The sequence below is a fragment of the Ochrobactrum sp. PL_is501 genome, assembly GCF_055816895.1.
In genome coordinates this window covers 18,529-41,901 of the sequence record NZ_JBVPGR010000030.1, presented here as the reverse complement: position 1 = coordinate 41,901, position 23,373 = coordinate 18,529, and the positions used below count along the sequence as shown (strand labels likewise).

Genomic DNA, 23,373 nt, shown 5'->3' with positions numbered 1-23,373 from the left:
CCATGGATGGGGCAGTTAGCGGAGCAGGTTTATGCAGCGCTACAGATTTGACGATAAAAGAATTCTGATCGAGGCAATTGTCGAGTTGCTCAACCGGGGTGTTGAGCCTGACGAACTCGATCTCGTGCTGAGCCGGATCGGTCCAGTCGATCTCGATTTGATGCGGCAATGCCTGATCGAGGTATGGGACTACAATCATCCGGAACTGGCCGAAGCGCCGATGGCGGCCTGACGGCAAGTTCTGTGGGGCAGGCTTGAGGCATCGGACCGCCGAGCGGGATGGATGCCGAAGGAATTGGGCGCGACGCGGCGCTCACATGAGAATACGGCGGTTGCAGGCAACGGTTTGTGGGCCGAAACTGTCGGGGCAGGGCCGGGTTGAGCCGGTTTTGGAGCGATCTGGCCGCTGCCCGCAATGTCATATTCCTGAAACGTAGACAGATTATATCCATATGCGTATCGGGAATTCACTTGGGATCGTGACCACGGATGTACTGGCGCAACTCAGGTGAAAGCGGAAGGTCGGGTTCAGCCCGGCCTTTTTCGCGTTAGTGCCTGCCGCCATTTCCGGCGGCTGCGCGATCTTCTTCAATCACGGAAGACATCCATGATACGCCACATCGTTCTCATCAAATTCAGGCCAGAACTCGAAGCCGCGCAGATCGACGAGAGATTGCAGTCCGTCGTCGCGCTCAAGGACAAGATCGGCGGCATCCTGTCCATCACGGCTGGCGAAAACAACAGTCCTGAAAATCTCGAAAGGGGATTTCGCCACGGCTTCGTGGTGGATTTCACGGACGGCGCGGCGCGTGACGCCTATCTTCCGCATCCCGAACACGCGAAAGTCGGCAAAAGCCTCGTCGAAGCGGCCGATGGCGGCATAGAAGGCATACTGGTTTTCGACTACGCGATCTGAGAGCTTGTTCCAAAACTCGCCATGCCGGTCTTCAAATGGTGGCTTTCTGCGTTCCGGTGCTCACGTACCGTTAAGTACGCTCCGCTCCGGTACTCGAAGATCGCCATTTTCCACGCGGCCTGCCGCTTTTTGATTCAGGCTCCGGGATTGCTGCACCGATGCAGCCTACAATACCAGCCCACCCACGCCCATGCGGGAAAGATCATCGGCGGAAAGCGCAATTCCTGCCATCAGGCGATCCAGAACGTGGTCGAGGCTGTTTTCGCGGGCGCTGCGGGCCGATCCGGGCGCGGCGACGATATATTTTCCGCCGTGTCGTCCCAGGACCAGCAGGTTGCCGGGATCGACCGGCATGCCGATGCGCAGGATTTCGCCGCCCGAAATACGGATCGACTGCGGCACGACATCCGCTTCGTCGGCAACCGCCGAAGCGCTGAAAATCACGATGATGTCGCAGGCCTTGCCCACATCCGCGATTGCCGCAGCCAGCGCCGCCTGATCGTGCGCGACGCGCTTTTCGCAAACAAGCGTCCCGCCGTTCCGGGCCGCGCGCTTTTCCATCAGTTCGCGGGTCTTCTCCAGAACCGTCTCGCGGATCGAGGGGAGGCGCGACTGGATCAGGCCGACCCGCGCGCCATTGAAGGGATAGACATGCAGCGCGGGCCGCGCATCAAGGCTGATTTCATGCAGCAGGGTCTGCGGCACGGCAAAAGGAATGATCTTGACGGTGGCGATCATCTGCCCGGCTTCCACCCGCACATGGTCGCGCAGCGTCGCGATGGAAATGCGCGCATCATGCGCGTTGATGGCATCGATACGGCCTGCATCGGCTGAAAACACGCCATTCTTCCGGGCATGCAGGTTGACGCGCCCGGTGGTGGCATTGCCGATTTCCACATCAGCGGACGCGACTATGCGCGCGATGGCAAGTGCCGCCTCGTCCTCGCCGATATCACCCTGTTCCAGACGCGCGGCCAGAACCGAACTGACACCCGCCTCCCGCAGCAGGGCGAGGTTGAGCGCATCAAGAACCGTGCCCTTGCGCAAGGTGAGCGCACCCGCGGTCGTCGCATAGCCAAGGATTGCACCTTCGGCTTCATCGAGCGGCATTTCGGCAAATATCATCTCTACCCCCAATTCCCTCGCGAATATCCAATAAAACATAAACCGGGTAGAGCGAACCCCGGACGATCAGGATTATGCATTGGAGGGCGCCTGTTAAACCCGCGTTGCGATTGAGCATTTTCAAGAATTCGGTGAGAAACACGTAGGGGCCCGTCTGCGGCGGATTCGGTAAAATCCCATCACAATCCCGTTTATTCAACGGAAAAACAGTGGTTTTCACCTTGCAAACCCCGTGCGTTGGGCCTATTGGCACCGCGCATCCGATGGCCAGCGCCCCAGCCGGCCGATCCGTCGGAACATCGGTCCCTGATCGGGAGATCGATCATTGCACCAGACATTGCCTGACAAGTGGCGCGCATCAGCGTCAGCCTCGATTATTCATACAAAATGCCCGTTTTTGGGCGCGACATTACGATCCAGCACAATTTTCGTCAGACACGTGACAAACGCGGTTATTCGTTATAACGGTACTTTTGGAAATTTCAGAATTTACCGAAAACTAGGAAATGACGCATGCGCCGGAGATGACACTCTGCGCGCAGGATGGAAAGACAAATGAAACACGGCACCCCCCGGACGATCGTTTCGTTCGCCGTCATGGCCCTCACGGCGTTTCTCGCAGGCTGCGAGAACCAGGTCCTGCTTTCTCCGAAAGGGGAAATAGGCATGGCAGAACGCGATCTCATCTTCTTTGCGACCGGCATCATGCTGCTTGTCGTGCTTCCCGTCATCTTCATGACGCTTTACTTCGCATGGAAGTACCGCGCCTCGAATGAAAAGGCGGATTACCAGCCCGACTGGCATCACTCGACCAAGATCGAGCTTGCCGTCTGGCTCATCCCGATGGCGATCATTGTCGTTCTGGGCACGGTCACCTGGATCAGCACGCACAAGCTCGACCCGTATCGTCCGCTGGAATCGAACGCGAAGCCGATCAATGTCGAGGTCGTCGCGCTCGACTGGAAATGGCTTTTCATCTATCCCGATCAGGGCATAGCCACCGTCAACGAAATGGCAATGCCGGTCGATGTGCCGGTCAACTTCAAGCTGACCTCCAGCAACATCATGAATTCCTTCTTCATTCCGCAGCTCGGCAGCCAGGTCTACACCATGCCGAGCATGCAGACGAAGCTGCATCTGGTTGCCAATCATGAAGGCGAATTCGACGGCATCTCGGCCAATTACAGCGGCCAGGGCTTTGCCCAGATGCGCTTCAAGGCGCATGCCTACAATCAGGCCGACTTCGACAAGTGGGTTGCCGACGTGAAGGCCAAGGCAAACGGCGAGGAACTGAACGGCACGCGCTACGGTTCGCTGGTGCAGCCGAGCGAAAAGCATCCGGTGCAGTTCTTCACCTATAATGACAAGGCGCTGTTCCACAACATCGTCAACCGCTGCTGGGACGGCAAGTCCGTCTGCCTCGACGATGAAATGCATCGCCAGCAGATGATCCGCGAAGCGCGCGCCAATCTGCGCAAGTCTTCGCCTGTCGATTTCAGCCAGTGGGCGAACGACATCATCTGCGCCGTGCAGCCGCAGCGCCTGTCGCAGCTAGCAAACTGATTTGCCGATGGCGCCGTGACCCCGCAGGGGTCGCGGCCATCCGCATTCAATCCCTTGTTTCACGCGGTTCCGGAAAGATGGCGCTCTTGCGCCGCCCCGGAATTGCTCCAATCGAAGCGTGATAAAAATGTTCGGAAAACTTACGCTCGAAGCGATACCCTATCACGAGCCAATCATCATGGTCACTTTGGCCGCGGTGGCTGGCGGGGGGCTCGCTCTTCTTGCAGCCATAACCTACTACCGCAAATGGGCGCCGCTCTGGAACGACTGGCTCACCTCCGTCGACCACAAGCGCATTGGCGTGATGTATATCATTCTGGCGCTGGTGATGCTGTTCCGCGGCTTCTCGGATGCGGTGATGATGCGCGCCCAGCAGGCGCTTGCCTCCGGCGCCAATGAAGGCTTCCTGCCGCCGCACCACTACGACCAGATCTTCACCGCCCATGGCGTGATCATGATCTTCTTCGTGGCGATGCCCTTCATCGTCGGCCTGATGAACTTTGCCGTGCCGCTTCAGATCGGCGCGCGCGACGTGGCTTTCCCCTACCTCAACTCGCTCAGCTTCTGGCTGACGGTTGCCGGTGCGATCCTCATCAACATCTCGCTCGGCGTCGGCGAATTCGCCAAGACCGGCTGGCTGGCCTATCCGCCGCTTTCCGGCAAGGAGTTCAGCCCGGATGTCGGGGTGGATTACTATATCTGGGCCTTGCAGATTTCCGGCATGGGCACGCTGCTTTCCGGCGTCAACCTCATCACCACCATCATCAAGATGCGCGCGCCCGGCATGGGCATGATGCAGGTTCCGGTCTTCACCTGGACCGCGCTTTGCTCCAACGTGCTGATCGTTGCGGCCTTCCCGATCCTCACCGTCACGCTGGCGCTTCTGTCGCTCGACCGCTATCTGGATTTCCACTTCTTCACCAATGATGCCGGTGGCAATCCGATGATGTATGTGAACCTCATCTGGATCTGGGGCCACCCGGAAGTCTATATTCTGGTTCTGCCGTGCTTCGGCATCTTCTCGGAAATCGTGGCAACCTTCTCCGGCAAGCGCCTGTTCGGTTACAAGTCGATGGTTTACGCCACCGTTGCCATCACCATCCTGTCGTTCCTGGTCTGGGTCCACCACTTCTTCACCATGGGTGGCGGCGCCAATGTCAACGCCTTCTTCGGCGTGGCAACCATGATCATCTCCATCCCGACAGGGGCGAAGGTCTTCAACTGGCTCTTCACCATGTATAAGGGCCGCGTGCGCATGGAAACGCCGATCATGTGGACCATCGGCTTCATGTGCACCTTCGTCGTCGGCGGCATGACGGGCGTTCTGCTCGCTGTTCCTCCGGCAGACTTCGTGCTGCACAACTCGGTGTTCCTGATCGCCCACTTCCACAATGTGATCATTTCGGGCGTCCTGTTCGGCTGTTTTGCCGGTGTCGTCTACTGGTGGCCGAAGGCTTTCGGCTTCAAGCTGAACGAACGTCTGGGCAAGAACGCCTTCTGGTGCTGGCTCGTCGGCTTCATCCTTGCCTTCATGCCGCTCTACGTGCTCGGCCTGATGGGCATGACCCGTCGTCTGAACCACACCGAAAACCCGGCATGGCACATCTACCTCATCGTTGCCGCCGTCGGCGTTGCGATCATCCTTTGCGGCATCGTGTTCCAGGTTCTGCAGATCGCCATTTCGATCCGCGACCGCGAAAAGCTGCGCGATACCAATGGCGACAGCTGGGGCACGGGCCGCACGCTGGAATGGTCGCTGGCTTCGCCGCCTGCCTTCTACAACTTCGCCGAAGTTCCGCATGTGCGCGATCACGACAGCTGGTGGGATATGAAGCAGAACGGCTATGTGCGCCGCACCGAAAAGTTCGCGCGCATTCATATGCCGAAGAACACCGGCACCGGCTTCATCATCGGCATGCTGAACATTCCGCTCGGCTTTGCCCTGGTCTGGCACATCTGGTGGCTGGCAATCGCCTCCGCCCTCGCTGTGCTGGCCGTTGCCATCGCTCACTCCTTCAATAATGACAGGGACTTTTACGTCTCGGCCGAAGAGGTGCAGGAAGTCGAAGACCTCCGTACCCGGCAACTGACTGCTCAGGAGGCCTGATTCCGATGAGCGCAAGCATTTCAACCGCCGCTCCCTCCGTTGCTCCGTTCAGGGGCGGAAACGAGCACCCCGCTCACGAGGATCATCACGATGCAGGGTCGACCACGCTGGTCGGCTTCTGGATCTACCTGATGAGCGACTGCGTCCTGTTCTCGGGGCTGTTTGCAACCTATGCCGTTCTGGCGCATCAGTTCGCGGGCGGCCCGACCGGCCGTGAACTGTTCGATCTGAACTTCGTTCTGATCGAAACCATGCTGCTCCTGGTGTCGTCGCTGACCTATGGTCTGGCCACGCTGTCGATGTTCAAGAAGAACCGCGCTGGCCTTCTGTTCTGGCTGGGCGTGACCTTCCTGCTCGGCGCTGCCTTCCTCGCGATGGAAGTCTATGAGTTCAATCACCTGATCCACGAAGGTGCCGGACCGGGCCGCAGCGCGTTCCTCTCCGCCTTCTTCGCGCTGGTGGGAACCCATGGTCTTCACATCACGTCGGGCCTCATCTGGATCCTGGTGCTTTCCGGCCAGCTTCTGCGTGATGGCCTGACCGAAAAGAACCAGACGCGCGTGATGTGCCTCAGCCTCTTCTGGCACTTCCTGGACATCATCTGGATCGGCGTCTTTACTCTTGTCTATCTGCTGGGTGTACTGTGATGAGCTCTGCACACGAAACACACGACCACGGCGCAAGCCACGGCAGCCTGAAGTCCTATCTGATCGGCTTCGTGCTGGCGGTCGCCCTTACCGTCGTTCCATTCATGATGGCCATGAATGGCTACTTCACGCCGGGAACCACCGCTGCCATCGTGCTCGGTCTCGCCGTCGTCCAGATCCTGGTGCATCTGGTCTACTTCCTGCACCTCGATCCGAGGTCGGAAGGTGGCTGGAACATTCTGGCGCTCATCTTCACGGTCATCATTCTGGCCATCGTGCTTGCCGGCTCCATCTGGGTCATGCATCACCTCGATACCAATATGATGCCGATGTACATGTCGCCGGAAGACGTGCGCAACCTGCCATAAGCTTCGTCAAGGGCATTCCCTGCATCGCAACGCCTGCGGGGAATGCTTCTGTGAGCTTCGTGAAACAACTGGCCTGACGGCCCGTGATCGCGGCTTTATCCTCCCTCTCTCCCCCCAAAGCCGCGTGGCGCCCCGGTTCATTCCGGGGCGCTTTTCTTTGTGCGGTGGGGTGCCGGAATGCATTCGATAAAATTTTAGTAAAATTTATGTAAAATAGATTGGTAAACCGGTAGGTCTAAGTCTAGATGGCGCTAATTAAAGTGTAGAAAATGATAATATAAGGCCTAAATTTACCATCGCAGGCACAGTAATTTGCATTTTGTGCTAGATTATATATATTCGCTATTGTGTTTGATACTTTAATGCGTCTCTGGTTGTTCGCAAATCTGGAGTATATGCGATGTCGTTATTTAAGAGAGTGCTTACTAAAAATCGTTTTCTCGGCGTCGCTGTTGCGGCGGCGTTTCTGGTCGCGCCCGCTGTTTCTTCCGCGGCCACGGCCTATGTTTCGGCTGCGGTGAATGTCCGTTCGGGGCCGGGCGCCAATTATGCCCGTGTTGCCGCACTTCCCGCCGGGGCGAGCGTGAATGCCGGTTCCTGCCGCAATGGCTGGTGCCAGATTTATAGTGGCGGCAGCGTCGGCTTTGTGTCGGCACGCTATGTCCGTTTCGGTTCCTATGCTGCGCCGTCCACCGCTGTCATCGTCGATAATGGCTACTATGATGGCTGGGCGCCGGGCTTTGGCGCCGGTCTCGGCATCGGCTGGGCAACCGGCGGCTATTGGGGGCCCGGCTATCGGGGATATGGCTATCGGGGATATGGCTGGCGCGGCGGTCCGAACTATTACAACGGCTGCATCGGCCGCAACTGCCAGTCCTGGCGCGGCGGTCGCAATCACTGGAACCCGCACTGGGGCGTCGGCCCCGCATGGCGGACCCGACAGGCTGGCCACTATTGGGGGCCGGGGCCGGTAAGGCCGCGCTTCAACGGCGGCGGCTTCAATCGGCCCGCATATAACCGGCCTGCATTCAATCACGGCTTTGGCGGCGGCCATTTCGGCGATATGCGCCCGATCCACTCCGGCCGCTGACAGCCGGAACACTTCGTCAGGTCATCCTCCTCCCTCCTCCCGTGACCTGATGGGCGGCCCGCCGACACCCCGCCGGCGGGCCGCGCTTTTGGGGAATTTTCGATAATCATCAGAAAATGCATGGGCGCGCTCCGCTCAACCTGCGCGAGCGACCGGGAGAGTGTGGTAACGTTAATACTCCGTTGACTGAAATGGTCCATATCTAGCGTTGTCGCTTGGAGTTCCGCTCTCCCCATGGTAATCCCTGAATCGTCCTGGGCTGGGGATGATGATCGGGACGCTGCCAGGCGACCGCATAGACAGAAACCGGACAGTAACGCGTATGACTTGGAGTAACAGGACGATACAGGGAAGAAGCATCGCCGTGCTTTTGCTGGCGGCGCATTTTTCCTCGTTCACGGTGTCGCCTGCGCTGGCATTCGAGTTGTTCGGAATCCATCTGTGGGGCGAAGCCAAGAAGGAAGACCCGGATATCATCGACCCGAAGACCTATACGGTCGAGGTCACGACCACGGGCGACCGCAAGAATGCGGACGGCACGGAAGCCGACCTGAAATCCACCATTGAAGGCGCGTCGGGCCTCGTCACCGATCAGGAGAAGCCTGCCTCGGGCTCCGCTGGCCTGCTGGCCAAGGCGCGCGGCGATTATCGCCGCATTCTGGCGGCACTTTATGGCGAGGGCCGTTATGGCGGCACCATATCCATCCTTGTCGATGGCCGCGAGGCGAACGACATTCCGCCGGACGCGGACATTCCCGACAATGCGAAGGTCGCGATCACTGTCGATCCCGGCCCGCAATTCCTGTTTTCCCGCACCGCGATTTCCAATATCGCGCCGCCGCCGGCCGACAAGCGCGATCACGTGCAGTCGCCGGAAGACGCCGGTTTCGCGCCGGGACAGGTGGCGCGTTCGGGCACGGTCATCAAGGCCGAGCGTCTTGCCGTCGAGGCATGGCGCCAGCAGGGTTATGCCAAGGCGCGTGTGACTGGCGAGGACATCGTCGCCGATCATGACGGTAACCGCGTTTCCGCCGACGTGTCGCTGGATCCCGGCCAGAAGGCGCATTACGGCCCGGTCAGCGTGCTTGGTACGGCGCGCATGGACCCGCAATTCGTTGCCTGGATGACTGGTCTTAAAGAAGGCCAGGAATACGACCCCGACGATATCGAAAAGGCCAAGAAGCGTCTTGGCCGCATGGAAGTGTTCCGGGCGATGAGCTTCGAGGAAGCCGAAAAGATCGAGCCGGACGGCAGCTTGCCGATGACGCTCAACGTGCAGGAGCGCAAGCCGCGCCGATTCGGCTTCGGTGCCGAATATTCGACCATCGACGGCTTCGGCCTCACCGGCTACTGGATGCACCGCAACCTGTTCGGGCGCGGCGAGCGCCTGCGTTTCGACGCCAAGGTCAGCGGCATTGGCGGCACGCAGGACAATTCCTTCGATCCGCAGAACTTCACCTATCTTCTGGGCACCAGCTTCACCAAGCCCGGCGTCTATACGCCGGATACGGATTTTGTAGCTTCCCTTGATGCCAAGCGTGAGGTGCTGGACGCCTATACCGAAACGTCGGTCAATGCGAAGACCGGCTTCACGCAGATATTCAGCGACGAACTGTCGGGCGCGCTTTACGCGAAGGCCAGCCATGGCCGCTTCAACGACGACGTGTTCGGCGACCGCACTTTCACCACGGCGGGTCTTGAGGGCAACCTTCTCTATGACAGCCGCAACAACAAGCCGGACCCGAGTTCGGGCTTCTATCTGGAAGGCAATATCCAGCCCTTCTATGAATTCCAGTACGGCAATTTCGCCACCCGCTTCACCGCCGAAGGCCGCACCTATTACGGCTTGGGCGAAAAGGACCGGGTGATTCTCGCGGGCCGCCTGAAGGTCGGTTCGATAGTCGGCGCGTCCATCGAGGACCTGCCGCCGAGCCAGCTCTTCCTCGCGGGCGGCGGCGGCTCGGTTCGCGGTTACGGCTATCGCAATATCGGCGTCAGCGCCGGCAATGGCGAGATCGTCGGCGGGCGTTCGCTCGTCGAGGCCAATGGCGAAGTGCGCGCCCGCATCACCGATTCCATCGGCGCGGTGGCGTTCGTCGACGCCGGTTATGTCGGCGAAAAATCATTTCCCGATTTCTCGGAACAGATGCGTGTCGGTGTCGGTGGCGGTCTGCGCTACCTGACCGGCCTCGGGCCGATCCGCCTTGATGTCGCCGTTCCGCTCAACCGCCGCTCGGGCGATCCGAGCTATGGCTTGTACGTAGGTATAGGACAGGCGTTTTGACCAGATTTCTCGCAATTATCGCCTTCATCGCTTTCGCCGCCACGGCAGTCATCTTCGGCTGGCCGGAGCGGGAGACGCCGGTGCTGGCCCCAGCGCAGGCAAATGCTCAGGCTAACGCGCAAGCGCAACAGCCTGACAGCGCGCAGGCAGAGCCGGAAGAAGAGAAGTCCTATTTCCTGTCCTTCGTGGAAAGCCAGCTTTCCGCGCCCAACCGCCGCATCTCCATTTCAGGCATCAGCGGCGTTCTGTCTTCGGAAGCAACCGTCGGCTCGATCACCATCGCCGACCGCGAAGGCGTGTGGCTGCGCATCGAGAATGCCAAGCTGAACTGGAGCCGCACCGCCCTTCTGGTCGGGCGTCTCAGCATCCAGTCGCTGGCCGCCGAGCGCATCGACGTCATTCGCAAGCCATTGCCGGACAACAGCCTGCCATCGCCGGAATCGTCCAGCTTCAGCCTGCCGGAACTGCCGATTTCGATCAATCTCGACCAGCTTGCCATAGCGCGCCTGCATTTCGGGCCTGACATTTTCGGCCTCGAATCGGAAGTGTCGGCCAATGGCCGCCTGTCGCTTGCCGATGGCTCGCTGGATTCCAGTTTCGACATCAAGCGCCTCGACGGTCCGGGCGGCACTTTCGCGCTTCGCGCGGCCTATGCCAATGCCGACCAGAAGGTCGATCTCGACCTGAAAGTCTCCGAACCGGCCAATGGCATCGTCGCCAACCTGTTGAACATTGACGGTCATCCGCCGGTCGATCTCACCTTGACCGGCGCCGGTCCGCTCGACGGATTGAAGGTTGATCTGGCGCTCGACACCAATGGCAGCCGCACGCTGACGGGCGAGTTTACCCTGAACCGGCAAGGTCAGGCGCCCGATGGCGGCCGCGTTTTCTCCGCCCGTTTCAACGGTCCGATTGCGGTTCTGGTGCCGCCGGTATTCCGCGATTTCTTCGGTGCCGAAACGGTGCTCTCCGCCGATGGCTTCCTCAAGGATGCAGGGGGGGTCCGCCTCGACGATCTGGCGCTGAACAGCGCCGCCTTGAAGCTCAAGGCTTCCGCCGAAACCGGCAATGACCGCTTCCTGAACAGGCTGCGTGTTGACGCTTCTATTGCCGATGAAAGTAAGGGCCGCGTTCTCCTGCCGGTCAAGGGCGCTGAAACCTATATCGACAACGCAAAATTCCAGATCGCCTACGGTGATCGCCCGACCAATGACTGGACGGGTACGCTTGCCGTTGCCGGTCTCAAGAACGCAACGATTTCTGCCCGCAACATCGCGCTCGACATGGGCGGCGTTGCCGAGAACCTGAACGATGCCGCCAATCGCCATATCACCTTCAAGGTCAATGGCGGGATGGATGGCATTTCGGCGGAACGCGCCGAAATCGCCGAGGCGCTCGGAAACAGGATCGCACTCGCTGTCGACGGCGCATGGCGCGCCGGTTCGCCGGTCGAGCTTGCACAGGCCAATATTTCCGGCAATGGCCTCAGCCTCGATCTCAAGGGCAATATTGACGACTTCGCCTTCAATGGCGACATCGCCGCCAAGGTAGCAAGCCTTGCGCCTTTCGGCGCTCTGGCTGGCCGTGACCTCGCGGGCAGCATCGATGTCAACGCGAAGGGCATCGTGCGCCCGATCAGCGGCGCTTTCCAGCTTGACCTCAATGGCACGGCGCAGAACATGCGCACCGGCACGCAAGCCGTCGACCGCATTCTCGACGGTGCGGTTACGCTGGGCGGCGCGCTTGGCCGCAGCAGCGAAGGGTTTTCGGCGCGTGATTTCCGCATCGGCAACGAGTTGAGCGAAATCACCGCAAACGGTTCCTTTGCGTCCGACAAGGCCAATTTCGATTTCGGCGTCATGCTGTCCGATCTCAAGCTTCTCTCCGATCAGGCATCGGGCCGGATGACGGTCAAGGGCAGCGCGCGCGGCGACGACAAGCTGATCGCGCTGGCGCTTCGCGCCGACGCGCCGCAGGGCACATTGGCCGGGCGCAAGCTTTCCGAAGGCGGTCTCGACTTCAACGCCATGCTCGACGGCAATGCAACGACAGGGGCTGCCCTTTCCGGCAAGCTTGCCGGCAGCGCATTCCTCAATGGTCAGCGCATCGATATGGGGACCGTGATCGATATCGTCAATGACGAGAAGCGCCTGACCGACCTCGTCTTCAATGCGGGCGGCGCGCATCTTTCCGGCAATGTCACCCAGAGCGCGAAGGGCCTTTTCACCGGCGCGCTGAAACTGGATGCGCCGGATATTTCCACGGCCGCGGCCCTGGCGCTTGCGCAAGCAACCGGCGCGGCCAATGCCGATATCACGCTCGACGCCAGCGACGGTCGCCAGAATGCATCGGTCACCGCCAATGCCAAGGGCATCAAGGTCAATGGCAACCACATCACCTCGGCGGATATTGCTCTGACGGCAAGGGATCTGTTCGGTGTGCCGGTGGTCGACGGCAATGCCGCGGCGCGCGACATTCTTGTCGGCACGTTCGGCATCGACAGTTTTGACGCCAAGGCCAATGCGACCGGGTCGAAGACCGATTTCACGGCCAATACCAAATTGAAGATCGGCACGGTTGCCAGCGCTGCCGGTTCGCTTGAGCCGAAGGATGGCGGTTTTGAACTGGGTCTCGCCTCGGCCAATGTGAAGCAGGGCACGCTCAGCGCCAATCTGGCCGCGCCGGCCACCATTTCCATGAAGGGCGAGGAAATCTCCTTCGGCGATATCATCGTCAATACGGGCGCGGATGCCAGCGCGGGTCAGGTCAAGGTCAACGGTGTCGTCGATGGCCGTCTCGATCTTTCAGTCGCGCTTTCCAATCTGCCGCTGGCGCTCGCCAATACGTTCAAGCCGGAACTGGGGCTTGGCGGTACGGTCAACGGCACGGCCCGCATCACCGGCACGAAAGATGCGCCCAATGTCGCCTTCGACATGGCGGCGCGCGGCGTGACGGCAGCCGAGCTCAAGAAGCAGGGCATCGCCGCCCTCAACGCCGATGCCAAGGGGACTTCCGCCAATAACCGGCTCAATGTCGATGCGCATGTCACGGGAGGGGGCGGCATTGATGTTCGCGCCAATGGCGGCGTGCCGCTTGGCAAAGGTGATCTGGCGGTCGATGTCAATCTCGCCAATCTTCCGCTGACGGCGCTGAACGGTGCGGTCAAGGGACAGGGCCTCGCTGGCAATGTCACCGGCACGGCGCGTGTCACCGGGCCGCTCACCAATCCGGCCGCGACCTTCAACCTGCGTGGCACCGGCCTTGCGGCCAAGCCGCTGCGCGACAACGGGCTCGCGCCGCTCACCTTGCAGGCTGCGGGCAGCTATGCAGCCATGGCCATCGACTTTTCGTCGGTGACCGTCGATGGTCCGCGCGGCCTCAATGTCACCGCCAATGGCAAGGTGCCGTTTTCGGGGCAGGGGCTTGGCGTCAATGTCAACGGCAGCGTTCCGCTGGCGCTCGCCAACCGCTTCCTGGCTGATCGCGGCGCACAGGCAAACGGCACGCTGACGCTGACGGCCAGCATTTCGGGCGGCTTCAACCGTCCGCAATTGCGCGGCATGTTCTCCACCAATGGGGCAACCTTTGTCGATCCCGATACGAATGTCCGCCTGAACAATATCAATGTCATGGGCAGCATGGATGGGGAAACCATCACGCTGCGCCAGGTCAATGCCGCGCTTGGCAGCGGTGGAGCAGTTTCCGCCAGCGGCACGATTTCGACCAATGCCGAGGCGAATTTCCCGGCCAATATCGAAATCAAGCTGGATCGCGCCCGCTATGCCGATGGCAAGCTGGTGGTGGCGACGGTTAATGGCGGGATCACGATCAATGGGCCGCTGATGCGCGACCCGCTGATTTCAGGCCGGATCGACGTCGACCGGGCCGAAATCTCGGTGCCGGAAAATCTTGGCGGCGGCGCGGCCTATGTGCCGGTGCAGCACAAGAATACGCCGAAAAACGTTCAGGCCACGCTTGATCGCGCCAAGGTCGAAACGCGCAAGAGCAAGGTGCCGACACCAACGTCGCGCCCGACCGTGCCGCGCCTTGATGTTCTTATCAGCGCACCCAACCAGATTTTCGTGCGCGGTCGCGGCCTTGACACGGAACTGGGCGGACGCCTTCGCCTGACCGGACCTGTGACCGACATCAAGCCGGTCGGCTCCTTCGACATGATCCGTGGCCGCATCGGCATTCTCGGCCAGCGCATCACCTTCGACGAGGGCCATGTCACGCTGGTGGGCGATCTCAACCCGCAGCTCAATTTCGTTGCCCGTTCCGAAGGCAATGAAATCACCGCAATCGTGACGGTGACGGGCACGGTCGATAATCTCGACATCAAGTTCTCCTCGACGCCGGAACTGCCGCAGGATGAAGTGCTGGCGCAGCTGATCTTCAAGCGCTCCATCGGTGAATTGTCGGCATTCCAGATCGCGCAGCTTGCCGCCGCAGCAGCCGAACTTGCGGGCGGTTCCAACAACTCGCTGATGAACAAGCTGCGCGCCGGGACAGGTCTCGACGATCTCGATGTGGTGACGGATGAAAAGGGCCAGACGGCAGTTCGCGCCGGACGCTATATCCGCGACAATATTTATCTCGGCGTGGAAGCAGGGTCGGGCGGCTCGACCAAGGGCACCATCAATCTCGACATTACCCGCAACCTGAAAGCCAAGGGCGCCCTTGGTGCGGAAGGCGATTCCAGCGGCGGCATCTTCTACGAAAAAGATTATTGACCGCCGCAAACAATGAGCGACAAAGGCCGGGTTTTGCGACCCGGCCTTTGTCATCGCAATACAATCAAAAATAGCAAAAATCATAATTTTGCCATGAAAAGGCCGTTAATGACACATCTTCGCCGCATCTGCCTTGATTTTTAAATCGATTTAATGCGGATCATTGCTGCAATTTTAGCTTTAAACTGCAATTTTCAGACACGTTCGCGCGAGTTGTTTAACCGTTCTTCAACCATAAGAACGCAAATTGCTGTCATGTATTGGCGGTCGCTTGACGGCTGTGTTTCAACCCTTGAGTCCGGGTAATCTGCATGACCAAGTTCACTGACGATCTGAGCCGCCGCCATTTCCTTTTCGGCACCGGAGCCATCCTCCTCACCGGTGCCGCCGGGTGCAGTCAGACGATGGACATGTCGGCCTTCCAGATGAATGTCGACCCGATGTCGACGGGCGGGATCACGCCGATGCGTCCGCAGATCAGCGTCGACCGCGATATCACCACGCCGGATGTGATGTATGCCGCCGTGCAGGAAGGGCCGTATTCGCTGCCGGCAATTCCCTATCAGAAAGTGCCGAAGGAGTTCCGCCGCCAGATCGTGCCGGACCCGACGGGACAGGCGCCGGGAACGATTGTCGTCAGCCTCAAGGATCATTTGCTCTATTACGTCCTGCCGGGCGGCGAGGCGCTGCGTTATGGCATCGGCATCGGCAAGGCGGGCTTTGAATGGTCGGGGCGTGCCAATGTCCAGTACAAGAAGCAATGGCCGGTCTGGACGCCGCCGCCGGAAATGATCCAGCGCAAGCCGGAACTGGCAAAATACCGCAACGGTCAGGAACCCGGTCCGCAAAACCCGCTGGGCGCGCGCGCGCTCTATATTTTCCAGAATGGGCGCGACACCGGCTATCGCATCCACGGCTCGCCGGAATGGTGGTCGATCGGCCAGTCCATGTCATCGGGCTGTATCCGCCTGATGAATCAGGACATTATCGATCTTTACAACCGTGTGCAGGGTAAGGCGCCGATCATCGTAGCGTAAGTATTTGGTTTACCGGAACGAAAAAGGCCGCGCCAGATCAGGCGCGGCCTTTTCTATTTCAGTCCCAGCACGATTATTCGAAGCGCACCGACTTCGGCATGGCCTCGCCAAGCTCGACGAAATGGCGCAGCTCGGCGCGCAGGATTTCAGCCGAAGCCATATGAATCTGGTGCTGCGGCGCGCTGTCGTTCTGCGCGATCTGGGTGGATACGCCCGGCATGACGAACGCTCCTGCGGTCAGGACGAGGGCGGCGGCAATGCCGAGACGTCGTTCGGTTCTGGCCTGCATTTCTATCTCCTTGCGCCGATGGGCGGCGACTAAAATCTCGAATCACGTTCATTCGCAAGACGCTGGCACTTTTCCGGCCCGTGTCGGGTCAATGAAAAGTCGCGCGCTGCGTAAAATTCAAAGCGCTGTCGATGGCATGAATCGGTATTGGCAACAAAGTCTGGCCGAAATCAGCCAGCGTATCGGCAAAATTGCGGGCAGCCCCTGCCACATCGTCGCAGCGGCGCTGGCAGGCAATCGCCTCAAGACAGGTTTCGAGCAGCAGCGCATCCTGATTCTGGATGCCGGAAATCAGCCCCAGCGTCAGGCATTCCTCGCGGCAGACATGGTGCGAATCGAAAGGAAACGCCCGCAACGGGCAACTGGCGCAATGGCGCAGAACGCGGATGAAATGCGACAGCTCGCCCACGGCGCGCTTTGCTTCCGAAGGCCCAAGCACTTCCGAATAGAGGCCCCAGGTCATTTCCCACGGAATGATCGAACCCGTCTCGAAACCCGCGGTCCAGCGGCGATAACCTTCCAGCACCAGCTTTTCCGGCAGGCGGTCGAAATAGCCTGCGCTGTTGGCGCCGTTCAGTTGGGATATGCGCATGTTCATGTCTGCCTCCCGAAGAAGCGGGGGCATGACGTGATGCGCGGGCCGGACCTGTCCGAGAAACGTTCCGTTTCTGTCCGCACATTGCAATATCCGGTCGGCAAGAGACGAAGCTGCCAGGGCAGGCCGTCAACATTTGCGGACCGGCATTCGCCGAGACCAATCATAGGGTCCTCCAATCGAAAGGGTTCAAGGCCCAGACATCAAAGGGTGAAAATCTGCATGTTCATAAAAGCCTGAAAATCCAACTGGAGTCAATTACTCATCTTTAAAATCATATTAGATTTCAATTGTTTGGAATTATTCTAGACTTTAATGGTCATGTTTATATCATTGCTGGAGGAACGCAACCGCTGCGGGGGTTCAGCGGTTGCGGCAAACGGGCGCATGATGCGCGGAGGGAGAGGGGGATCGCATATCACACGCCCGCTGCTGGGGGATCGTGCTCCTTCAACATTGGGTTCGCAAAGGGTGATATGCCGGTCAGTGCCCGGAATGTTCGTCCTTTTTCCCGTTCTGCGCGGTTACCGGGAAATCGATCGTGACCTTGCCGGCCTTTTCGAATTCGAGGGTCACCGGCACGGTCTCGCCTTCCTTGTATGGCTTCTCCGGCTGGATGAACATGAGGTGATATCCGCCTGACTTCAGCTCGACCTTTTCGCCTGCCGGAATGTCCAGTCCGCCTTCCAGCGGGCGCATCTTCATCACATCGTTCTGCATCGACATTTCATGGATTTCGACGCGCTTCACGCCATCGGTGGTGACGGCAACCAGCTTGTCGGCGTCCTTGCCGTCATTGGCGATGGTGAGAAACCCGCCCGCGACCTTGGCGCCGGGAACCATGGCGCGCACCGAGGGGCCGGTGATGGACAGGTCGCCGAGTTTCGTCGGCATGTCCATCGCCGCATGGTCCATCTTGCCCGTCTTGTCATGTTGGCCATGCTCGCCATGGCCGTCAGCATCAGCGGCCTTCACCAGCACCTGCGGCGCGGGATGCTCAAGATCATGCGGGTTCTGGCCTTCCTTGGCCACTTCCGTCCAGGCGACCGAAGCTGCACTTCCGCAAAGCTGCGTCACCGGGAAGGAGAGGGTGGTGTCCTTGTCGAATTTGGCGAGCTGGCCGACGACGGTGAACTCGTCATAGAAATCGTTCGGCAGATCGCCGCCGGTAAAGCGGACTTCCTTCACGCCCGAGGTCACGTCCTTGCCGTGCACCTTGTAGCTCTGGGCATAATCGCCCTTGACGGTTTCGATCTTCCAGCCGGGCTTCACCTGCGGCTGCGCCGAGAGGAAGCCTTCCGGCAGTTCCACCCGAACCTCGGTCGTGGCCATGCCGTCGCAGCCATGCGGCACGCGGAAGGTCGCCTTGTAGAAGCTGCCTGCCCTGGCTTCGCTTTGGTCGAGCGAGGAATGGGCCTGGGCCAGACCTGCGGAAGCGCACAGCGCGGCAAGCGAAATTGCGGAGGCGAAAAGACGATGGTTTTTCATTGTTTCAAACCTGAATAATCATTGCTAGGCACGCCGAAACAGGGTTCGGGCGCGTTCATTCCGGAATGCGGGGGTGCATTCGCTCAAACGATCATATTCAGGCGAGAGGCGGCGCTTGCGGCGGGGCCGATGGCGGGTAGGTGCTGTGCCGCAGGACGGGCTGCGGCGGCACGATGCCGTTTGCCATGGCGATATGCGGGGCGGCGCCGGTGGAACCGGCTGGCGCAGGGCACAGGAAGGCTGACGAAATCCGGCAGGCTTCGCAACTATTGTTGCTAAAATGCTTGTCATGATCCTGCTGGCTCGGATCGGAGCCATGGTCGCCGATGCACAGCACCGGATAGCTGCCGTCCGGCAACTGGTACTGGGCCAGCAGGTAGCTGTCGGGCGCATTGAGGTCGACGGGCTTGTGCGCAAAGGCGACGAACATCAGGGCGAATACGCTGAGGATGCGTATCGCCAGAGACATCCGATATTGGCCGATGCTCGTTTTCACTCAAAGCTTCTCCATGCAAGCCGAGTTTACCTAGCCCATGCGAGCCGTCTTTGCCAAGCATCAAACAGAACCGGCGCGAATTGGTCGCGCCGGTTCCTTTCCCGGTCGGGCAGAAACGGGGCGGATCAGATCGCCCGCTTCTTCATCTGTTCGGCGATATAGTCTGCCTGACGGATGGCGAGCGCCACGATGGTGAGCGTCGGGTTTTCCGCCCCACCGGTGGTGAACTGGCTGCCGTCGGAAACGAACAGGTTCTTGATGTCGTGCGTCTGCCCGTGCTTGTTCACCACGCCATCCTGCGGCTTTGCGCTCATCCGGTTGGTGCCCAGATTATGCGTTGAGGGATAGGGCGGCGTCGGGAAGGTGCGGATCGCGCCGACAGCCTCATAAAGCGCCTTGCCCTGCGCATAGGCGTGGTTGCGCATGGCGATATCGTTCGCATGGTCGTCATAATAGACATCGGGAACCGGCAGGCCGTGTTCGTCCTTTACGTCCTTGCTGAGCGTGATGCGGTTTTTCTCCTGCGGCATGTCTTCGCCGACGATCCACAGGCCCGCCATGTTGACATAATCGTCAAGCGCCGAGGTGAAGCCGCGCCCCCAGCCGCCCGGATTGAGGAAGGCAGCCATGAAGGGCAGGCCGAGCGAGATGGTTTCCATCTCATAGCCGCCGACGAAACCGCGTTTCGGATTATGGGCGGCCTCGTCGCGGATGATGCCTGCCATCGTCGTGCCGCGATACATGTGCACCGGCTTTTCAAACGAGGCATAGACCGAGCCGGTGGTGTGGCGCATATAGTTGCGCCCCACCTGTCCCGATGAATTGGCAAGGCCTTCCGGGAATTTCGACGAGGCCGAGTTGAGCAGCAGGCGCGGGCTTTCGATCGAATTGCCCGCCACGCAGACCACGCGCGCCTTCTGGAAATGCTGCTTGCCGTCCTTGTCGGCATAGAGCACGCCCGTCACCTTGCCCGCCGCATTGTGCTCGATCTTCAGCGCCGTGCATTCGGGGCGAACTTCCAGCCTGCCGGTTTCCTCGCCCTTCGGGATTTCCGTATAGAGCGTCGACCATTTCGCGCCCCATTTGCAGCCCTGGAAGCAGAAGCCGGTCTGCTGGCAGCCCATGCGGTCGTCGCGCGGCGCGGAGTTGATCGCCATGCGGCCCGTATGGCATTCCTTGTAGCCGAGCTTGTCGGCACCGGCCTTCAGGACCTTGAAATTATTGTTGCCGGGCAGGCCCTCGATCCCGTTGGTGCGGGTGACGCCCATCTTGTCCTCGGCCCTGGCGTAATAGGGCTCCAGATCGGCGAGCGTGATCGGCCAGTCGAGCAGGTTCGCCCCCTCGATCTTGCCGTAATGGGTGAGCGTCTGGAACTCGTAATCCTGAAAGCGCAGCGATGCGCCCGCCCAGTGCGTGGTGGTGCCGCCAACCGCCTTCACGATCCAGGCGGGCAGGCTGGGAAAATCGTGCGACACGCGCCAGCTTCCCGACGTGGTGCGCTTGTCGAGCCAGGCGAGCTGCGCGAAACTGTCCCATTCGTCATTGATGAAGTCTTCGAATTCGTGGCGTTTTCCCGCTTCCAGAATAACGACATCGATGCCTTTCTGGGCCAGTTCGTTGCCGAGCGTGCCGCCGCCAGCGCCCGAGCCGATGATGACGACGACCTTGTCGTCCTTGAGATCATATGGAGCAGCCATTGTTTCCTCCCAATGCTTTCCCGTTTCCGCAAGCAAGGTGCTTGCAGGAGGGGGATGCCGCTTTGTAACTGGTGTATTTTTAGCGCCGGGGCGCTTACAGCCATTCGATATCGTCGAAGCCGCGCTGGATGTAGCCGCCCTTGGTATAGGCCTCGCCCTCGTAGCCGAAGAGCGGCCAGATTTCCTTCTGGTTATAAAGGCCGGTCACAAGCCCGCTGCGCACCTTCTGGAAGAAGGGGCTTTTCTCGATATCGCGCAGGATGGTGACGCGCTCTTCCTCCCAGCCAAGCCCCAGATAGCCTCCGGCTCCGGCCCGCTTGTCCAGATCGGCAACACCGTCCTCGATCAGCTTCTTCAGCGTCTCGTCCTTGGCGGAATCCGCGTCATAGGGTTTGACGGCGATGGCGTAGAAACGGTCGGGCAGCTTGTCGTGCGGGTAGATGTCGCGTGCGAGCTGGATCAGGGTCGCCATGGTTTCGGGCTTGAGCGTGGTGGTCTCAAGCGCCCATGCGAATTGCGGGCAGATAACGGCATTGCCGCTGACGACCAGCATGGCGCCGAGGCTGAGCCCCGCGCCGCGCTTGAGAATGTCGCGGCGCGACAGCGTCTTTTTCTCCCGGCTGGAAAGACCGTCGAAAACGGTTGTCATTCGGTTCTCCTCCATTGCTTGCCCGTCCGGAATGGGCGGGCTGGCTGTGCGTTCCCGGAGATTTTCACCACCGGGAGCGCTGGCATTTGCGTCCACCACGGCCTCTCCTCCAGGCCGTGGAGACGATCGGGCGGGCCTACTGGTAGCGGCCGCCGCGCTGCAGAACTTCGATCTTGTAGCCGTCCGGATCTTCCGCGAAGAAGAAGCGGGCAAGCTGCACGCCGTTGTTCTTGAAATCGACGAGCTTGCCGACCTTGAAGCCGAGTTCCGTGAAGCGGGCATGTTCGGCATCGACGTCATCGACCACGACGGCGAGATGGCCGTAGCCGTCGCCCAGATTGTAAGGCTCGGTGCGGCCCTTGTTGACGGTCAGCTCGACTTCGAAATCGACTTCGGCATTGCGCAGATAGATCAGCGTGAAGGTTTCGAAATCGATGCGCTCGGCGATATCGAGGCCAAAAGCCTGTTTGTAGAAGGAAACGGATTTTTCCTCGTCGAGAACACGGATCATCGAATGAATGGCTTTGGCCACAGGCTACTCCTGTTTCTTTGCCGCTTCGTCAAAAGCGGCTTGCGATTGTCTTGCTGGTTGTCGATTATGGTAGAAAAAACTGCGGCGTGGTGGCAATCGGCTACCACAGCCAAGTTCGTGCTCTTAAAGAACGGAGGAGCCCATGTGCAAGGTTTTCGCCGAGCAGGACCCGGAAGGCTACCGGCAGATCAATCGCTCCGTGCGCATAGGCGGCCATTCCACCAGCATTCAGCTGGAGGCCACCTTCTGGCGCCTGCTGGACGAGATCGCGGCCAGCCAGAACCTGACGACACCCCGCTTCATATCCACGCTTTACGATGAAGCGCTGGAGGCCAATGGCGCGATCCCCAACTTCGCCTCCATGCTGCGCACGACCTGCGCGCTTTACCTCATGGGCCATCGCCCCGAGGCTGCCGTCTGCGAGAAGGCCGCTTGAAACGAGCCCGAGTGGGCATTGGCCTTTTGATGAAAAGGGCATAAGGAATAGGGGAATAGGGCAATAAGGCAGTAGGGCAATATGTTCCATACATACTCCCTTACTCCCCTATTCCCTTACTGCCTTCATTAAAGGAATCGAAATGGCAAGCGTAACACGCGAACAGGTTCAGGAGCGGCTGAGGGCCGTGACGGGACCGGATTTCGAAAGCGATGTTGTGTCGCTCGGTCTGGTGTCGGATATCTTCATTGCCGACGGCAAGGTCTTCTTCTCCATCACGGTTCCTGCCGAGCGCGCCGACGCGCTGGAACCGATGCGGCTTGCCGCTGAAAAGGCCGTGAAGGAAATTCCGGGCGTCACTGGCGCGCTAGTCACGCTCACGGCGGAAAAGAAGGGCGGGCGCACCAGCGACGATGCGCCGCCGCCGCCAAAGCCGCAATCGGCACCTCGCCCCGTCGCGGTTTCGGGACAGGGCAAGCATGGACATGCACCCCAGCCGCGCCCGGCTGCAAAACCCGGTATTCCGGGCGTCGGCGCGATCATCGCCGTCGCATCCGGCAAGGGCGGCGTCGGCAAATCCACCACGGCGGTCAATCTGGCGCTCGGCCTTGCCGCCAACGGGCTGAAGGTCGGCATTCTCGACGCCGATATTTACGGGCCGTCCATGCCGCGACTGCTCGGGCTTTCCGGCCGTCCGGAAACGATCGAGGGCCGCACGCTGAGGCCGATGGAAAACTACGGCGTCAAGGTCATGTCCATGGGCTTCATGGTCGATGAGGAAACGCCGATGATCTGGCGCGGGCCGATGGTCATGTCGGCGCTGACGCAGATGCTGCGCGAAGTGGCATGGGGCGAGCTCGACGTTCTGGTGGTCGACATGCCGCCCGGCACCGGCGACGCGCAGCTTACCATGGCGCAGCAGGTGCCGCTGGCAGGCGCGGTCGTGGTTTCGACACCGCAGGACCTGGCGCTGATCGATGCGCGCAAGGGCTTGAACATGTTCCGCAAGGTGGATGTGCCGCTTCTCGGCATCGTCGAGAATATGAGCTATTTCATCGCGCCCGACACCGGCGCCCGCTACGATATTTTCGGCAATGGCGGCGCCCGCCGGGAGGCAGAACGGCTGAACGTGCCGTTCCTCGGCGAAGTGCCGCTGCATATGGATGTGCGCGCCTATTCGGACGCGGGAACGCCGATCACCGTCAAGGACCCGGAGAGCGAACACGCGAAAATCTATCGCGATATCGCCCGGAAGGTCTGGGAAAACATGAAGGGCGGCAAGGGCGCTCGTGCAGCGCCGGCGATTGTTTTTGAGTAAGGG

At 60.1% G+C, this 23,373-nt stretch carries 20 protein-coding genes and 1 pseudogene; 13 read left to right on the top strand and 8 right to left on the bottom strand.

Going from position 1 to position 23,373, the window contains the following annotated elements:
* Nucleotides 1-31 precede the first annotated feature (31 nt).
* The 3 genes and pseudogenes from AC0TOF_RS05180 to AC0TOF_RS05170 form a co-directional block, all read left to right on the top strand.
* The gene (locus tag AC0TOF_RS05180) at nt 32-232 is read left to right on the top strand and encodes a hypothetical protein (RefSeq protein ID WP_151660294.1); all 201 of its coding nucleotides are present in this window, start codon (nt 32-34) and stop codon (nt 230-232) included.
* Between the two features lie 375 nt (nt 233-607).
* Nucleotides 608-916, top strand: coding sequence for a Dabb family protein (locus AC0TOF_RS05175; protein WP_122002958.1), 309 nt, complete (start codon nt 608-610; stop codon nt 914-916).
* Nucleotides 913-1,057: pseudogene (locus AC0TOF_RS05170) on the top strand (flagellar basal body P-ring protein FlgI); the annotation flags it as partial. The gene AC0TOF_RS05175 and the pseudogene AC0TOF_RS05170, both read left to right, overlap by 4 nt.
* A gap of 24 nt (nt 1,058-1,081) precedes the next feature.
* Here AC0TOF_RS05170 and AC0TOF_RS05165 read toward each other — a convergent pair.
* The gene (locus AC0TOF_RS05165; RefSeq protein ID WP_473767435.1) at nt 1,082-2,041 is read right to left on the bottom strand and encodes a molybdopterin-binding protein; all 960 of its coding nucleotides are present in this window, start codon (nt 2,039-2,041) and stop codon (nt 1,082-1,084) included.
* 555 nt (nt 2,042-2,596) lie between these two features.
* On the opposite strand from AC0TOF_RS05165, the gene cyoA reads away from it, so the two are divergent.
* From cyoA to AC0TOF_RS05125, 8 genes are all read left to right on the top strand, one after another.
* The gene (gene cyoA / locus AC0TOF_RS05160; RefSeq protein ID WP_473767434.1) at nt 2,597-3,604 is read left to right on the top strand and encodes a ubiquinol oxidase subunit II; all 1,008 of its coding nucleotides are present in this window, start codon (nt 2,597-2,599) and stop codon (nt 3,602-3,604) included.
* 127 nt (nt 3,605-3,731) lie between these two features.
* Nucleotides 3,732-5,711 carry a cytochrome o ubiquinol oxidase subunit I gene (gene cyoB / locus AC0TOF_RS05155; protein WP_122002961.1) on the top strand — a complete coding sequence of 660 codons (1,980 nt, stop codon included), beginning with the start codon at nt 3,732-3,734 and terminating at the stop codon, nt 5,709-5,711.
* Nucleotides 5,712-5,716: 5 nt separating this feature from the next.
* Complete coding sequence (cyoC, locus tag AC0TOF_RS05150; RefSeq protein ID WP_122002962.1) at nt 5,717-6,358, top strand: cytochrome o ubiquinol oxidase subunit III; 642 nt, start codon at nt 5,717-5,719, stop codon at nt 6,356-6,358.
* Complete coding sequence (locus AC0TOF_RS05145; RefSeq protein WP_122002963.1) at nt 6,358-6,726, top strand: cytochrome o ubiquinol oxidase subunit IV; 369 nt, start codon at nt 6,358-6,360, stop codon at nt 6,724-6,726. The genes cyoC and AC0TOF_RS05145 overlap by 1 nt, the downstream gene beginning before the upstream one ends.
* 400 nt (nt 6,727-7,126) lie before the next feature.
* Nucleotides 7,127-7,816: an SH3 domain-containing protein gene (locus AC0TOF_RS05140; protein ID WP_473767433.1), complete on the top strand. Its 690-nt coding sequence runs from the start codon at nt 7,127-7,129 to the stop codon at nt 7,814-7,816.
* Nucleotides 7,817-8,138: 322 nt separating this feature from the next.
* Nucleotides 8,139-10,100, top strand: coding sequence for an autotransporter assembly complex protein TamA (locus tag AC0TOF_RS05135; protein WP_473767432.1), 1,962 nt, complete (start codon nt 8,139-8,141; stop codon nt 10,098-10,100).
* Entirely contained in the window at nt 10,097-14,833 is a 4,737-nt protein-coding gene (locus AC0TOF_RS05130) for a translocation/assembly module TamB domain-containing protein (protein ID WP_473767431.1), read from the top strand. The genes AC0TOF_RS05135 and AC0TOF_RS05130 overlap by 4 nt, the downstream gene beginning before the upstream one ends.
* A gap of 311 nt (nt 14,834-15,144) precedes the next feature.
* The gene (locus AC0TOF_RS05125; RefSeq protein WP_473767430.1) at nt 15,145-15,870 is read left to right on the top strand and encodes a L,D-transpeptidase; all 726 of its coding nucleotides are present in this window, start codon (nt 15,145-15,147) and stop codon (nt 15,868-15,870) included.
* A 73-nt stretch (nt 15,871-15,943) separates the two neighbouring features.
* Here AC0TOF_RS05125 and AC0TOF_RS05120 read toward each other — a convergent pair whose 3' ends face one another.
* From AC0TOF_RS05120 to AC0TOF_RS05090, 7 genes are all read right to left on the bottom strand, one after another.
* Nucleotides 15,944-16,159, bottom strand: a complete 216-nt coding sequence (locus tag AC0TOF_RS05120; RefSeq protein WP_122002968.1) for a hypothetical protein — start codon at nt 16,157-16,159, stop codon at nt 15,944-15,946.
* A gap of 88 nt (nt 16,160-16,247) precedes the next feature.
* Nucleotides 16,248-16,757, bottom strand: coding sequence for a hypothetical protein (locus tag AC0TOF_RS05115; protein WP_473767429.1), 510 nt, complete (start codon nt 16,755-16,757; stop codon nt 16,248-16,250).
* A gap of 480 nt (nt 16,758-17,237) precedes the next feature.
* Nucleotides 17,238-18,242, bottom strand: a complete 1,005-nt coding sequence (locus tag AC0TOF_RS05110) for a DUF1775 domain-containing protein (protein ID WP_473767428.1) — start codon at nt 18,240-18,242, stop codon at nt 17,238-17,240.
* A gap of 97 nt (nt 18,243-18,339) precedes the next feature.
* Nucleotides 18,340-18,738 (bottom strand): hypothetical protein, encoded by a 399-nt coding sequence (locus tag AC0TOF_RS05105; protein ID WP_473767427.1) that lies wholly within the window; start codon nt 18,736-18,738, stop codon nt 18,340-18,342.
* A 125-nt stretch (nt 18,739-18,863) separates the two neighbouring features.
* The gene (locus AC0TOF_RS05100) at nt 18,864-20,435 is read right to left on the bottom strand and encodes a GMC family oxidoreductase (RefSeq protein WP_473767426.1); all 1,572 of its coding nucleotides are present in this window, start codon (nt 20,433-20,435) and stop codon (nt 18,864-18,866) included.
* A 94-nt stretch (nt 20,436-20,529) separates the two neighbouring features.
* Nucleotides 20,530-21,084 (bottom strand): gluconate 2-dehydrogenase subunit 3 family protein, encoded by a 555-nt coding sequence (locus tag AC0TOF_RS05095; protein ID WP_473767425.1) that lies wholly within the window; start codon nt 21,082-21,084, stop codon nt 20,530-20,532.
* Nucleotides 21,085-21,220: 136 nt separating this feature from the next.
* Entirely contained in the window at nt 21,221-21,616 is a 396-nt protein-coding gene (locus AC0TOF_RS05090; protein WP_122002972.1) for a VOC family protein, read from the bottom strand.
* A gap of 142 nt (nt 21,617-21,758) precedes the next feature.
* On the opposite strand from AC0TOF_RS05090, the gene AC0TOF_RS05085 reads away from it, so the two are divergent.
* Nucleotides 21,759-22,052: a ribbon-helix-helix domain-containing protein gene (locus AC0TOF_RS05085; RefSeq protein ID WP_122002973.1), complete on the top strand. Its 294-nt coding sequence runs from the start codon at nt 21,759-21,761 to the stop codon at nt 22,050-22,052.
* Between the two features lie 142 nt (nt 22,053-22,194).
* Entirely contained in the window at nt 22,195-23,370 is a 1,176-nt protein-coding gene (gene apbC, locus AC0TOF_RS05080) for an iron-sulfur cluster carrier protein ApbC (protein WP_473767424.1), read from the top strand.
* Nucleotides 23,371-23,373 lie beyond the last annotated feature (3 nt).